The sequence below is a fragment of the Tropheryma whipplei str. Twist genome, from assembly GCF_000007485.1.
Taxonomy (GTDB): Bacteria; Actinomycetota; Actinomycetes; order Actinomycetales; family Microbacteriaceae; genus Tropheryma; species Tropheryma whipplei.
This window is the reverse complement of sequence record NC_004572.3, coordinates 253,889-269,280: the sequence shown is the minus strand read 5'-3', so window position 1 is coordinate 269,280 and position 15,392 is coordinate 253,889. Positions and strand designations below refer to the sequence as shown.

The window sequence follows — 15,392 nt, the reverse complement described above, 5'->3', positions numbered from 1 at the left end:
GCTGCCCGTACTTTACCTGTCAGGTCCGGTGTTTTCTGGATCGTGGGGCGCGCGGTGTTGCACTGATCTGTGTGATTCCCCGCTCTGCCCGTCACGGTGTTGATCTGTATTCGATTTTGGATCGCGTGTTGCGCCAACAGGTGTATCCACACTGCCAGATTGATCACTGTCAGGTAATAAACGTCGCATGTGCTCGTGTGTGTTATCGTGGCGTGTATCTGTGGAGTGTGTATTTGTGTGGGCTGCGGTATCTGTTGCAGAGCTCTGCCCGTCCCTGTACTGATCTACGCCGCTCTGATCTGTGATGCCGGGCAGAGCTCTGCCCGGCACTGTTTTGTCTGTCCCAGTATTTTCTAGATCGTGTTGACTGTTTGGGTTGTATATCGCATTCGCCTGTCCCGGTATTTTTTGGCCCGTGTTGTCTGTTTGGCCCGGGTACTGCCCTGTTTTGATCGGCCCTGTTTTGATCGGCCCTGTTTTGCTTGCTGCCCTGTGTGCTTTGGTGCTGTTTATGCCAGAGTCATGTATGTCTGTCACGCCGGTTTCCGACTGTTTTGATCTACGCCGCTCTGTGTGTCCGTCACCGCTCTGATCTGTGTTGTTTTGCCCTGATCTGTGTTGTGTGCTGTGGGGTGCATAATATGGATTATCAAGACTAAATGGAGTATGGAATCTATCTGCTGCTGTGCGGGCTGCAATAGATAGCTTTTCTGCCTCCAGGATGCTCTCCTCAACAGTGCTGTGTTGCCCGTCACCGCTCTGATCGTTGCTGTGTTGTCTGTCGCTATGTTGCCCATCGCTGTGGCAATCACTGTGTGATTCACCGCACTGTCTGGCACTCTGCTGCGCTGCCCGGTTTTGCCCGTCACGGTGGGCCGTCCCGCTCTGATCTGTGCTGTACTGTACTGATCTATGTTGATCGTCCCTGTACTGATCGGCACCGCTGTGCCCATCCCTGTGTTGCCCATCCCTGTGCTCAGGGGTATCCTTGCCTCTGTTACCTGTATCATGTACCCCTTGGTTTGTTGGGTGTTGTGACCCGGAGGTGACCTGTAATCCGTGTAACTGTGAAGTGGGTAATTTGTCGGTACGCTCATCGGTGAATCGATGTGGTAACTCATGCGGATCACACAACCGGCCCAGGTCACACGGTTGATCCGTATGAGATTGACCTGTGCACGGTTGAGGAGTGTGCGGGCGCGCACCCGCGGCGACAATGCTAACACCGCGTTCACCACGCCCGCTTGCGATATGGTCAGCGTGCATCAAGGTGCTGGATAATACACCATCAGAGGATGCATCGCCGTACAACATACTATCAGATATATCCGCATTATTGGTAATCGAGTAATTTGTATTGAATCTGTCAGAATCTTGATCATCCAACATATGGCCATTGGGCATGCGCCCGGGCACACGACTGGCTGGTGTATTGTTTGGTGCATTTACATTGTTTGGTACTGCCCGGTTTTGATCGTCACTGATCTGTGTTGTCTGGCACTGGACTGATCTGTTTTGATCTATGTTGTCGTGTCTATCGCGGTATGAAACACGACTGCCCGTCACTGTGTTGTCTGTCCCGGTATTTTTTGGATTGGGTTGACTATTTGGGTTGTATATCGCATTTGTCTGTCCCGGTATTTTTTGGATTGGGTACTGCCCTGTGTTATCTGGCCCTGTGTGGCGCTCTGTATCTGCCGACTGGACAGATGTAGGTAATCTGTCTTGCGAATTAATGCCCGAATCACCGTACTGATCTACACCGCCCTGCCCGTCACTGTACTGTCTGTCGCTGTGTTGATTGGCACTGTTCAGGTTAGTGCTGTGCCTAACACCCTGTGTCATGTACCCTTGTGTCACATCTCCCTGTAATCCTGTGTCATGTAATCCAGGGTCATGTAATAATGCGCGGTCACGGGGTGTTGCATTATGTGTATCAGATTTATGGGTATCACGTAATCCTGTGTCACATCTCCCTGTGCCGGTTATGTTATTTGCGCAGCTACTTGCATCACTGCTACCTGCTGCACCCTCTTTTGTTGACAGAAAAACCGATACTTCTTTATCTTGAACCAGGAGTTTCGTTGTGATACCAAACTCACCCTGGACTTCATCCCGCACGATGCATCCCTGACTGACCTCGACAACTCGTTTTTGCATTTCGTTGACTATACTCGCTTCATGAGTTGCCATCACAACGGTTGTCCCCCCGGCGTTTATACGCTCAAAGATCTGCATAATCCCCGCACTGGTAATGGGATCAAGATTTCCTGTAGGCTCATCTGCGAGCAATATTGCCGGTTTGTTTACAACGGCTCGGGCAATAGCAACCCTTTGCTGCTCACCGCCGGATAGCTCGCCGGGAAAGTTGTCAGACTTATTTTCCAATCCAACAGTGCGCAAAACATCTGGAACTGCATTTTGTATAAACCCACTTGAGCGACCGATCACTTTTAGGGTAAAGGCGACATTATCAAAAACGGTTTTATTTGCCAGAAGCCTAAAGTCTTGGAAGACTACACCCAGACTTCGACGAAAAACCGGGATTTTACGGTACCGAATTTTTGTGAGATCCTGACCTAAAACATGGAGAAGGCCCGTTGTCGCCCGCTCTTCGCGGAGAATAAGACGCAAAAAACTTGATTTACCCGAGCCAGAGGCACCAACTAGAAAAACGAACTCACCGCGCGTTATATTGAGTGTTACATCGCTCAGCGCGGGCAGCTGAGCCCCTGGGTATACCTTGGAGACATTCTTGAAGCGTATCACTGCAACAAAAGTCTAGCTCGTATCAGCAATTTTATCACTCTCTCGGTGCCATTTTGGTTTAGTATGTGTTTTTGCGCGTGCTCTGGCCGGCCCTGTGTGCTTTGTGGTTGTTTATGCCCGAGTCATGTTTGCCCGAGTCATGTTTGTCTGTCACGCCGGTTTCCGAATGTTCTATTCGCGCGTGCCATTTTGGTTTAGTATGTGTTTTTGCGCGTGCCATTTTATTCCGGCATCAATGAAGCCATCAATGTCACCGTCAAACACTTTGTCCGGCATGGAACTTTCGTGCAGACTGCGAAGATCCTTTACAAGCTGATAAGGCGCGAGAACATAATTGCGCACCTGCTCACCCCAGCTTGCAACTATGTTTCCGGCAAGCTCCTTACGAATGGCAGCCTCTTCCTGTCTCTTGTTAAGGAGCAGCCTCGCTCGCAGGATCCGCATTGCTGATTCTCGGTTTTGTATCTGGCTTTTCTCGTTTTGGCAGGAGACTACAATTCCTGTTGGGAGATGGGTTATTCTGACTGCTGAGTCTGTTGTGTTAACAGACTGTCCTCCGGGTCCTGATGATCTAAAGACATCTATTCTGATTTCATCATTAGTTATTTCGATAGAAGATACCTCCTCTAGGAGAGGTATTACCTCAACTGCAGCAAAGCTTGTATGTCTTTTTCCGGCTGCGTTAAACGGGCTAATCCGAACCAGCCTATGAGTTCCTGACTCTTGATGTAACTTACCAAAAGCAAATGGTAGATCAATTCGCAGGGTTGCTGAACGAATGCCGGCCTCTTCGGCATAGCTTATGTCCATTACAATCGCTTCGGAAGAGTGTTTTTGGGCCCACCGTATATACATTCGCAAGAGCATCTGTGCGAAATCGGCGGCATCAATACCGCCCGCTCCTGCCCGGATTGTAAGCACTGCAGGATAGCAATCGTACTCATTATTTAGCATGTTTTGAATCAACAGGTGGTTGGCCTCCTCAAGGAGTAATTTCGCCTTTCTGCTGCCCTCATCAAGCAGGCCAGCGTCATGCTCATTCTCTAATAGAGTAACCAGAACACGCATTTCATCAAGTTGGGCTTCAAGATTTGTTAGGCGATCGAGTTGGGCTTTTGTAATGCTGAGCTCACGCGCGATCTGTTGTGCCCTGTCGGGTGTGGTCCAAAGATCTGGATCCGACACGCGAGCGGTTAGTTCTGCTATTCTCTTTGAGAGCAAAACTGGCGAAACAACACTTGTTATTTCACTGAAGGTCTTCTCGATTTCCTTCAGGGAATCAAAAAGTTCGGTAATATTCATACTGCGCTATTTTGCAAAAACAGTGAGAAACGAAAGGTAAGTAACATAAAACAGCTACTCCCAACAATAATAGTGGTTTTTATCCCATCGGTTCTATCCTCTATGGTGGAGGGTGGCCTTCTTCCCTCGGTTGCGCTTATAGCCGCGCATGAGAGCTCCTCCAGTGCTCTTGCGGGTCTTGCTGTTTCAGCTGGCCTGATTGGGTATCTTGCGAGTAATATACCTGGCGGCATTGTCGTAAGCAGATTCGGCGAGCTGCGCGGCATGATGATTGCGCTGAGCTGCGCGGGAATCAGTGTGCTTATAAATATCTTCTCTAGCAGTGTTGCGCTGCTTACATTTGGGGTGTTTCTGAGTGGTTTTTCCTTTGGCGCGTATGGTGTTGCACGGCACTCCTTTATGACTCTTTATACTCCTTTGAAGGTCAGGGCACGGGCATTCTCAGTGCTCGGCGGAGCGTTCAGGCTCGGCGGAGCGTTGGGTACGTTTCTTGTGTCAGGTGTTGTTGTTCTGACAGGAAATGTGCGAAGCGTGTTTGTTGTGCATCTTGCTATTGTTATTCTCTTGGTCATTTTTCTGTTCCTGGTGCGGAATGTGCAGAAAACTGATAAGTCACCCAAAATGCTTGCAGAGCAGCCAAACAGTATAAAAGCTATGTGGGAAGCTGTTCAGTCTAAAAAGGGCCAGTTGATTACAATTGGTTCTGCCGCTGGAATACTTGCTGCGGCGAGGGTTAGCAGGTCGGTTATTCTGCCACTGGTTGGATTACATGTTGGCCTTAAGCCGGAACAAATTACATTCATAATAGGTATTGGGTCAACCCTTGAGGCGTTTCTGTTCTATTCTTCTGGATATGTAATGGATAAGTGGGGGCGGGTGTGGTCCGCTGCGCCAGCATTGTTTATGGTTGGTGGGGCTTATCTCCTCGTTTTCTTTGCCGAAAGTTATGTGGCTTTCTTGGCTATTAGCCTGTTGATGGGAATTGGTAACGCTCTTGGAAGTGGGATTATCCTAACCCTTGGGGCTGACCTTGCTGGAACATCTGATCAGACCGCATTTATAAGTGTGTGGCGTCTTGTAACCGATATTGGGCAGAGTGTTGGTCCGCTCGGTATGTCAACCCTATTGGGAATTACAAGTCTTACCGGCGCGGCTGGGGTTATGGGTCTGACCTGCTTTGCTGCGGCTGGGATTATGATACGCTACCTGCACATTTACCTGCCCAATAAACGAGCTAAAACCTAACATGCGAGCGCGATTTGTGACATGTGGGGGGTAACCAGTCGCGCTGGGTTGAGCAACCAGTTACACACCAGTGGGTTACATGTAACTCTGTGTAATGGTTACCAGTTGCGCAGGTGTGGGTTACAGGTCTCACAGGGATAGATGACACGTAACTCTGTTGCGCGCAACGGGTATGCAACACAACGTTACCGGTTTGCGCAGGGATAGGTAACATGTTGCTCTGTGCAGGTAACCAGTTGCGAACCGGGGGTGACCTGTAACCCCGTGTGTGTTACAAGTCGCACAACAAGGATTACCAGTAACATTACAGAGAACCTGTTACAGATTCACGGGTTACATGTCGCACGGCGTGTGGGTTACCGCTTACGGGTGTGGAGTAGCCGGTAACACACCACAAACGGGTTACAAGTCGTGAACCAGGGGTCACATGTTGTGCACTAGCGAGTTACAGGTAACACAGACATGTGCAACACGTAACACAGCATTACATGTTATGCGGGTGTGGGTAAGGTATTCCCTCTGCCAGTACTCATGAGATAGATAACAGTCATTGGTTGTTGGGTTTGCCCTGTAACCTGATCCACCCTTGGTTAGTCCATCGGTGGGGTATATGTATGTCTCTTTGCCATTTGACCCACGCGAAGGCACAGGATGAATGCTTGGTCACAGGATCAACACTTGGCACGGTGTAATCTGTGGCACACCACCGCTGCCAGAGCCTATGTAGATGGTAGCCATGTGAGTTGCTTTGCCACCACCTGCCTTGATATATGGTTGTGCAGTGTAGGTTACAGGTCTTGCAGAGATGGGTTACAGGTTACATTACAGAGGTTACTCGATGAGAGAGTTTGTTCTTGAAATCACTGGGATAGTCATAGTAGTTAGGTATAGCTTTGACAGTAAAGCTGGTTGATGCATCATCTAGTGCAATATTCTGCATTATTAGACCACAGTATGTTTGTTTGTTACATGCCCTACTTGGTGAAGTTAGTGCATGAACACTACTACTATTACTGGGTAATACATAAAAGGTATATGTAACAAGATAAGAAGGTATACGAAGGGTAGCAACAGGTGATGCAAAAGCGTAAAAGCTTACTTTATACTCTCCAGGTGTAACACTCGTATCTATACTTCCTGTTATGGTTCCAGAGGAATTAAGGGTTAGTCCTTTAGGTAGACCATTTGCACTAGTTCCACCAGATGTAGCATCTGTACTAGCAACTGTATAAGAAGTTATATAACCCTGTGTAGTTGGTGTAATAGTTATATTAGTCTGACCTATAGATACACCTGTGGCTGTACTAGATAAACCAGGTGTAGTACTGGTAACAAGAAATGTATATGTTGCACTAACAATTGTGCTAGTAAGGGTTGTAGCATTATTAGTAACAGTAGGTGCAGTACCTGTTACTACTACTGTATATATGTGGTGTGTTAAGGGCATGCGGTGTGTTAAGGGGTAGCTGTGTAGTAGCTGGGTAATCTATCATGCAGTATCGTGTAGCCGTGTATTTAGTTGGGTACTGTTTTATGCCATTACCTGCCTTGATATATGGTGCTGTAAATAGTTATGGTCAGTTCTGTTTGTTTATACAGCTAGATGCACCCACTGTTATGACAGTCCATGCCCGTGTTGTAGATGATGATGACTTGTCATAGGCAGTAATAGTTAGGGTTACAGTACCCTGTGTTGTGTTTGGGTTTGTATGGCCTGGTTTGTTTTACCACCTCCCCAATAGCTCCATGTGTTATGGGTTGGGTTTGTGACTCTGCCATTTACAGTCGAAGTCATTTCCATGATACTTGGCACACCATTTCCAGTACCTGCCAGGGTTGTGTTTGTTACGGGTTGTAGGTTATGAGTTGCGGGTTACACAACAGGGGTAATAAGAATGGTATATGTTGCAGTAACACTTGTACTAGTAAGGGTTGTAGAGGAAGAATAGGAAGGTGCAGTTGCAGTAATAGTTACTTTGTATAACTCCGTACTAACACCCCCATCTATACTTCCTGTTATGGTTCCTTTGGTTGCATCAAGGGTTAGTCCTTTAGGTAGACCATTTGCATTAGTTCCACCTGATGTAATATCTGTATTAGTAACTGTATAAGAAGTTATATAACCCTGTGTAGTTGGTGTAATAGTTACATTATTCCCCTACTAACCAGACTGGTTACTTAAGTGGGTAAGGACGCCTACAAGGGTGATAAGGATGCCTGTAACATCACCAAGGATGCCTTTGTCTGGTTTGTGTTTGTGTGGCCTGTTTTGGGTTACCTCTTCCTGTATATGTCCACATGTTATGGGTTAGGTCTATGGTGAAGTTAGATAGAGATTGGGTAGAGTATGTGATTGATGTTGCCGTATGAGTTGTTGCGCCAGCACCTGCCTTGGTATATGGTTGTGGTTATGGGTAACCAGTTGAGAACCAGGGGTGACCTGTGACCCCGTGTGTGTTACAGGTTGCGCGGGTGTGGATGTTACCAGTTACTCTGTAATGGGTTACAAGTAACCGGAAGCCTGTGGGTAAGTTCTTCTTGTTCATGGTATAGATAACAGTCATTGGTACAGATGTTGGGTGTTTTGAATAGTCTGATCCACCCTGTGTTAGTGGATCTGTGGAGTATATGAATATGCCATTTACCTCCGTGGCATTAATACTTGGCACACCACCCGGGCCAGAGCCTGTGTAGTTATACAGGGTTGTTGTGTTATGGGTTACCAGTTACACAGCACATGGGTTAGTGCAGGTAGATATATAGTACGGGTAGAAACAAAGGATGTACTATATGCGGTATATGTCAGGGTAGCCGTGTGACGTGCTTTGCCCTCACCTTTAAATGCATGCTTGTTGTGGTTACCAGTAACACACCGGAGGTTACAGGTAATTCTGCGTGCGTTACCGGTCGTGCGGTTATGAGTTACCAGTTACTCTGTTACGGGTTACAGGTAACCTGTGGGTAAGGTATTCCTCTTCGTATCCATGGTATAGATAACAGTCATGGGTTTCTGTGTTATCTGTGATGAATAACCTGATCCACCCGTTGTTAGTACATCGGTGGGGTATGTGAATGTGGCACCTGGGCCAGGCGTGTCACTGATACTGTGGCTGTAAATGTAGCATTGCCATTTGGCAAAGTCGAAGTCACAGCATGAATACTTGGCAGTGAGTTACTGCATATGTCTGTGTAGTACCTCTTGTATATGTGAATAGATACTGTGGTACTGTACCTGTGTTTAGGGTAAGGCCTGGGGGTAAGGTATTCTTCTTGCCCATGGTATAGAATCTGCGAACTCTATTTTGTCGGTTATCCCCAGGATTTCTGAGAAGATTGCCATTCTAACAGGAACCCCATTATTCGCTTGACCAAATGGCATAAACCCACTGTACGAATCAAGATCAGTTCCTATGTCTAGAGCATCTGGGCGGGAATCACGTGGAAGTGGATGCAATACAATCACATCCTTTTTACAATCATCAAGCACTTCCCGTGTCAGCCTACACCCCGTTACAGCTGTCAAGTCCTGCGCAATCCTTTCTGTTTGAACACGCGTTGCATAAATAACATCTGCGGCATTGACAGCATTCCTCAAGCTGTCACAAACCTCTAGGGTATGACCACGACCAGACAGGAGATCATGAAAATCATTCGGAAGCTCAAGATCTGTTATAGAAAATATTTTGAATGTTAACCCCTCATAAAGGGATAAAAGCTTAATCAGTGAATGAACGGTTCTGCCGTGTTTTAGATCACCGATGATCGCAATACAGCTGCCATCGATTGTTTTCTCTCTGTAAAGAAATTCACTTTCTATTGTGTATACATCCAGAATCGCCTGGGTCGGGTGCTCGCCCGAACCATCTCCGGCATTTATAACCGGAACCAAGCTGTCAGAGGCGTATCTTTCAGCAAATCCAAGTTCTGAATGCCGAACAACTACAATATCCGCATACCCAGAAATAACTCGACTGGTGTCTGAGGTTGATTCCCCTTTTGCAACCGAGGAAGACTGAAGCATATCGGCCTCTGTCACAACGGCCCCACCCATCCGGGAAAAAGCAGTCGAAAAACTAAATCTTGTACGCGTACTAGCTTCGTAAAAAAGACAGACAAGGACCGCGCCGTTCAGAATGTTGCACCTCACCTGACGCCTTGCAAGGGGCTGAAACATATCTGTTACATAAAATAATCTCTCAAGGCTTCTGCGATTTATTTGGTCAATGGATAACAAGTGTTGAGTATTGTAAAACGCGGATGTGTCATCAATAGCATCTTCCAGGTCATGCAGAATGGACTGCGGGATGTCAAGTGTTTGCGACCATGTGGGTTCCAGCCATGACCAAAGTTGTTTGATGTCAACACCAATTTGCTCGGCAAGCTGCCGGGGGCCTATGCGCTGACCTCGTAAAGCCTGGCGGATAACACAATGAACCTTCGGGGTATTATGAGCAGTCACATTACCAGTTTAATAAGCCTTCCTTGGGATTTTGCGGTGCTTTTGTAGTTCCACAGGGTAACTGTGTGGGTGAAACTGCTCTTGAAACTACTGGGATAGTCATAGTAGTTAGGTATAGCTTTGACAGTAAAGCTGGTTGATGCATCATCTAGTGCAATATTCTGCATTATCAGACCACAGTATATTTTTGTGTTTATACAGCGTTACGGGTTGTGCAGGTGTGGGTTACGGGTTGTGCAGGCACGAGTTACCAGTTGCGCACCACAGGTAACCACGTAACACAACATTGCATGTTATACGGAGGTGAGTAACATGTTGTGCGCCAGCGGGTTACATGTAACACAAGTATGTGTTACCGGTAACTCTGTAATGGCTACAGGTAACCTGTGGTGTGCACGGGTATGCAACACAAGCGGTTACCTGTAACGCGCACCGGGGGTTACAGGTTGCGCGAGTGCGGGTTACGGGTAACTCTGTTACGCGCACGGTTACGCAACACGGCGTTACGGGTTGCGCGAGTGTGGGGTAACCAGTCACGCAACACAGTGCAACAAGTCGTGCAGAGATTGGGGGATGTCTCTCTGCCACCTGGGCCTTTTGTAGCACTGATACTTGGCACAGTGACACCGCCATTTGACCCACGCGAAGGCACAGCAGTAACACTTGGCACACCACCGCTGCCAGAGCCTGTGTGAGGTGGTAGCCGTGTGGGTATCTCTGCCCTCACCTGCCTTGGTATATGGTTGTGCAGTATAGGTTACATGTAACCACGTGACACAGCGCAATGTAACAGGTTACAAGTAACTCTGGCGGAGCTGGAGTTATGGATTGTGCGTAACAAGAATGGTATATACAGCACTAACAGTTGTGCTACTAAGGGTTGTAGCATTACTAGTAACAGTAGGTGCAGTACCTGTTACTACTACTGTATATATACCTTGGCTAACACCTGTATCTATACTTCCTGTTATCTCTCCTTTGGTTGTATCAAGGGTTAGTCCTTTAGGTAGACCACCAGATCCAGTTGGACTTGTCTCTGTTGTATTGGTAACTGTATAAGACAGATTGGTATATGTTGTTGTGTTACACGTAACACAACACATGGGTCACAGGTAACACGTGGGTAGGGATTGCTTCTTGTCCATGGTATAGATAACAGTCATGGGTTTCTGTGTTGTGTGTTGTGCATACTCTGGTCCACCCTGTGTTAGTACGCTTGTGGGATATGTGTATATCTCACTGCCATTTACAGTCAAAGTCACAGCATTAATACTTGGCACAGTGTTTGTGCCCTCACCTGCCTTGATATATGGTTGTTTTGTAATAGTTACAGGTCTTGCAGATGAATGTCACCGGTTACACAACAGGGGGTTACAGGTTACACGGATGTGGGTAACACGTAACACAAAGCAGTGTTACAGGTCGTGCAACAGAGATTACAGTACCCTGTGTTGTGTTTGTGTGACTGTGTTGGGCTTGTGTCACCTCCCCCATAGCTCCATGTGTTATTGACTGTGTGTGTTATTGGTTAGCTTGCACTGTGCATGCTGTTGGTTATTCCCTTTTGCCATGGATTGCACTATGTCATTTACAAGCACATCACTGATACTTGTTTTTCTGTTTTGAATACTCTGGCCCACCCTCGGTTAGTACATCGGTGGGCCATGTGAATGTGACTTTGCCATTTGGCAAAGGCGCAGCAGTAACACTTGACACAGTGGTATTGCCATTTGGCAAAGTCGAAGTCACATCCTTGATCTTGGCACAGCACCCGCACCAGCACCTGTGTAGTTATATGGAGTAATCAGGTTATGGGTTACAGGTTACACAGCAGGGGGTAACAGGTGACATGTAACATAACACAAGCGGGTACCGGTTGCGCTGTAATGGCTACAGGTAACCTGAGGGTAAGCTGTTCTATTTGGTGAAGTTAGTGCATGAACACTACTACTGGGTAATACAGGACTAACCTCTGTCTTACTGGTACTGGCATTACTATACGTAACAGTAATGGTTGCAACATACTCTCCAGGTGTAACACCTGTATCTATACTTCCTGTTATGGTTCCTTTGGTTGTATCAATACTTAGTCCTTTAGGTAGACCATTTGCACCAGTTCCACCTGATGTAACACCTGTATTGGTAACTGTATAAGAAGTTATATAACCCTGTGTAGTTGGTGTAATAGTTACATTACTCCCCTACTAACCAGTGTTGTTACTGCGGCGGGCAGGACGCTGCCGGCAAGACCTACAAGGGTTGATAAGGATGCCGGTAACATCACCAAGGATGCCTTTGTCTGGTTTGTGTTTGTGTGGCCTGGTTTGTGTCACCTCCCCCATAGCTCCATGTGTTATTAGTTAGGTCTATGGTGAAGTTAGATAGAGATTAGAGTATGTGTCACTGCCATTTGGCAAAGGCGAAGACACAGGATTAACGCTTGGCAGTGAATTTGCCACCTGGGTCAGGCGTGGCACTGATACTTGGCACAGTGACACCGCCATTGCCAGAGCCTGTGTTAGGTGGTAGCCGTGTGGGTATCTCTGCCAGCACCTGCCTGGGTATATGGTTGTGCAGTATAGGTTACATGTAACTCTGTTACAGGTTACCAGTTACTCTGTAATGGGTTACCAGAGACCCGTGGGTAGGGTATTCCTACCCCTTGTATCCATGGTATAGATAACAGTCATTGATACAGATGTTTTGTTTGATGCATAACCTTCTCCACCCTTGGTTAGTACATCGGTGGGGTATAAGAATATGCCACCTACCTCCGTGCCACTGATACTTGGCACAGTGTAGGTTACAAGTAACTCTGGCGGAGCTGGAGTTATGGATTGTGCGTAACAAGAATGGTATATGTTGCACTAACAGTTGTACTACTAAGGGTTGTAGCATTATTAGTAACAGTAGGTGCAGTACCTGTTACTACTACTGTATATATACCTTGGCTAACACTCGTATCTATACTTCCTGTTATGGTTCCATTGGTTGTATCAAGGGTTAGTCCTTTAGGTAGACCATTTGTAGTTGGACTTGTCTCTGTTGTATTGGTAACTGGTATCCGTGTTGTAGATGATGATGACTTGTCATAGGCAGTAATAGTTAGGGTTACAGTACTCTGTGTCTGTGTCGTTTTACCACCTCCCCCATAGCTCCACATGTTATTAGTTAGGTCTATGGTGAAGTTGAGAGATTGGGTAGGGTATGCGATTGATGTAGCCGTGTGATGGTCTTTGCCAGCACCTACCTTGATATATGGTTGTGCGGTTACACGTGACCAGTTGCACACCAAACGTAACCGGTAACTCTGTGTAATGGTATGGATTGTGGTTATTGGTGTCTGACAGTGGGTACAGGTTGCGCAGCGCATACGCCATAGGTCTCGCAGGTGTGGGTTACCAGTCACACAGACATGTGCAACACAGGTAACCATGTAACACCCCGCGCACCACAGTGCAACATGTAACACACCACGGGTTACCACTGTTTACAGTGTAAGAGGAATAGGAGGGAGATGTAGGTGTATCTGTAGATGTATATGTCTGTGATGCTTTGGGTATGTGACTGTGTCATTTACAAGCACATCACTGATACTTGTTTTCCTGTGATGAATAACCTGATCCACCCGTTGTTAGTGCATTTGTGGGGTATAGGAATGTATCACTGCCATTTGGCAAATATGAAGTCACAGCATGAATACTTGGCACACCATTGCCAGCAGCTGTGTAGTTCCACAGGGTTACTCGATGAGAGAGTTTGCTCTTGAAATCACCGGGATAGTCATAGTAGTTAGGTATAGCTTTGACAGGAAAGCTGGTTGATGCATTTCTTGCTGTACTTGTGTTTAGGGTAAGGCCTGGGGGTAGGGATTGCCCTCTGCCGGTGGTATAGATAACAGTCATTGGTTTGGTTGTTATCTGTTGTGAATAGTCTTTTCCACCCTTGGTTAGTACATCTGTGGGGTATGAGAATTTGCCATTTACCTCTGTGCCACTGATACTTGGCACACCACCATTGCCAGCATTTATGTAGTTCCACAGGGTAACTGAGTAATTAGGCTGTACCTGATACAGGGTTGTTGGGTTATTGGTTACCGGTTACACAGCACATGGGTTGGTGCAGGTAGATATATAGTACGGGTATAAGAAGTAAAGAATGTACGATATGCGGTATATGTCAGGGTAGCCGTGTGATGTGTTGTGCCCTCACCTTTAAATATATGTTTGTGGTGGTTACAGGTGGCACAGCATGGGGTTACATGTCTTGCGGGTATGAGTTACGGGTTATGTTTATGGTGGTCATAAGTCGCACCGGGGCGTTACAGGTCGTGCACCGAAGGTAACCACGTTACACAGCACACGAGTTGCATGTTATGCGGAGGTGAGTTACAGGCTACACGACAGGGGCAACAGGTAACGCTGTGTGGGTAACCAGTTACTCCGTTACGGGTCACAGATAACCTGAGGGTAAGGTATTCCTACCCCTCGTATCCATGGTATAGATAACAGTCATGGGTACAGATGTTGGGTTTGATGAATAACCTGATCCGCCCTTGGTTAGTACATCGGTGGGGTATGTGAATATGCCATTTACCTCCGTGCCACTGATACTTGGCACAGTGTAATCCACAGCGCAGTGTTTGTGCCAGAGCCTGTGTAGTAGTTCTTGAATATGTGAATAGATAATGTGGTTCTGTATTTGTGATTAGGGTAAGGCCTGGGGGTAAGGGCTTTGTGATATAGATATTGACTTATCAAAAGCAGTAATAGTTAGGGTTACAGTACCCAATGACTGGTTTGGGTTACCACTTCCCCCATAGCTCCATGTGTTATGGGTTAGGTCTATGGTGAAGTTACTTGGCAGAGATTGGGTATATGCAGGGTTTGCCTTACAACCTGTTCCACCCTGTGTTAGTACGCTTGTGGGGTTGGTGCACTTGTGGGCCATGTGAATGTGTCATCTGTGTCAGGTGTGACAGCAACACTTGGCACACCATTTCCAGCAGCTGTGTGACGTGTTCTGCCAGCACCTGCATTGATATATGTTGTTGTGTAATAGTTGCAGATTACCAGTTGCGCAGGTGTGAGTTACCAGTAACACACCGGAGGTTACCGCTTACGGGTGTGCGAGTTACACGTAACACAACACACGAATTACCAGTTGCGCAGGTGTGAGTTACAGGTGTTGCTTGTGTGTATATATTTTTGTGTTTATACAGTTACTTGCACCCACTGTTATGACATGCCATGTCTGTGTTGTAGATGATGTTGAGTTTTTATAAGCAGTAATAGTTAGGGTTACAGTACCCGACCCCTGGTTTGTGTCACTTCCCGTGTATGTCCACATGTTATTGGTTAGGTCTATGGTGAAGTGTAGAGATTGGGTAGATGCAGTGATTGATGTAGCCGTGTAACGTGCTTTGCCAGAACCTGCCTTGTATATGTTTGTTGTGGTGTGGGTTACAGGTCGCGCAGGTGCAGAGGTTACAGGTCGCACAGAGATTAGTAACAGGTATCCCGTGGGTAAGGTATTCTTCTTACCAGTACTCATGGTATAGATAACAGTCATTGGTTTCTTTGTTGTCTGTTGCACATAACCTGGTCCACCCTTGGTG

Annotated in this window: 12 protein-coding genes; 1 reads left to right on the top strand and 11 read right to left on the bottom strand. The window is 46.8% G+C overall.

The window, feature by feature from the left end; genetic code table 11:
• Nucleotides 1-12 precede the first annotated feature (12 nt).
• Nucleotides 13-2,769: a cell division ATP-binding protein FtsE gene (gene ftsE / locus TWT_RS05070; RefSeq protein WP_011102422.1), complete on the bottom strand. Its 2,757-nt coding sequence runs from the start codon at nt 2,767-2,769 to the stop codon at nt 13-15.
• 171 nt (nt 2,770-2,940) lie between these two features.
• Nucleotides 2,941-4,071 carry a peptide chain release factor 2 gene (prfB, locus tag TWT_RS01185; RefSeq protein ID WP_011096520.1) on the bottom strand — a complete coding sequence of 377 codons (1,131 nt, stop codon included), beginning with the start codon at nt 4,069-4,071 and terminating at the stop codon, nt 2,941-2,943.
• A 72-nt stretch (nt 4,072-4,143) separates the two neighbouring features.
• Between prfB and TWT_RS01180 the strand changes: the two genes are divergently transcribed.
• Entirely contained in the window at nt 4,144-5,316 is a 1,173-nt protein-coding gene (locus TWT_RS01180; protein ID WP_011102421.1) for an MFS transporter, read from the top strand.
• 817 nt (nt 5,317-6,133) lie between these two features.
• Here TWT_RS01180 and TWT_RS01175 read toward each other — a convergent pair.
• The 9 genes from TWT_RS01175 to TWT_RS05035 all read right to left on the bottom strand — a co-directional run bounded on the left by TWT_RS01175 (nt 6,134) and on the right by TWT_RS05035 (nt 13,785).
• Entirely contained in the window at nt 6,134-6,763 is a 630-nt protein-coding gene (locus tag TWT_RS01175) for a putative Ig domain-containing protein (RefSeq protein WP_044143907.1), read from the bottom strand.
• Between the two features lie 426 nt (nt 6,764-7,189).
• A complete protein-coding gene (locus TWT_RS05195; RefSeq protein ID WP_080502113.1) occupies nt 7,190-7,459 on the bottom strand; it encodes a putative Ig domain-containing protein in 270 nt (89 codons plus the stop codon).
• A 1,095-nt stretch (nt 7,460-8,554) separates the two neighbouring features.
• Nucleotides 8,555-9,775, bottom strand: coding sequence for an aspartate carbamoyltransferase (locus TWT_RS01170; protein ID WP_011102420.1), 1,221 nt, complete (start codon nt 9,773-9,775; stop codon nt 8,555-8,557).
• Complete coding sequence (locus TWT_RS04875; protein ID WP_155105133.1) at nt 9,772-9,942, bottom strand: hypothetical protein; 171 nt, start codon at nt 9,940-9,942, stop codon at nt 9,772-9,774. The genes TWT_RS01170 and TWT_RS04875 overlap by 4 nt, the downstream gene beginning before the upstream one ends.
• A gap of 654 nt (nt 9,943-10,596) precedes the next feature.
• Nucleotides 10,597-10,878, bottom strand: coding sequence for a putative Ig domain-containing protein (locus TWT_RS01165; RefSeq protein WP_044143906.1), 282 nt, complete (start codon nt 10,876-10,878; stop codon nt 10,597-10,599).
• Between the two features lie 496 nt (nt 10,879-11,374).
• On the bottom strand, nt 11,375-11,524 hold the full coding sequence (locus TWT_RS04870) for a hypothetical protein (RefSeq protein ID WP_155105132.1): 150 nt from the start codon (nt 11,522-11,524) through the stop codon (nt 11,375-11,377).
• Nucleotides 11,525-11,598: 74 nt separating this feature from the next.
• The gene (locus tag TWT_RS04590; protein WP_080502112.1) at nt 11,599-11,961 is read right to left on the bottom strand and encodes a putative Ig domain-containing protein; all 363 of its coding nucleotides are present in this window, start codon (nt 11,959-11,961) and stop codon (nt 11,599-11,601) included.
• A 644-nt stretch (nt 11,962-12,605) separates the two neighbouring features.
• The gene (locus TWT_RS05065) at nt 12,606-12,938 is read right to left on the bottom strand and encodes a putative Ig domain-containing protein (protein ID WP_237696860.1); all 333 of its coding nucleotides are present in this window, start codon (nt 12,936-12,938) and stop codon (nt 12,606-12,608) included.
• A gap of 424 nt (nt 12,939-13,362) precedes the next feature.
• Nucleotides 13,363-13,785: a hypothetical protein gene (locus TWT_RS05035; RefSeq protein ID WP_044143904.1), complete on the bottom strand. Its 423-nt coding sequence runs from the start codon at nt 13,783-13,785 to the stop codon at nt 13,363-13,365.
• Nucleotides 13,786-15,392 lie beyond the last annotated feature (1,607 nt).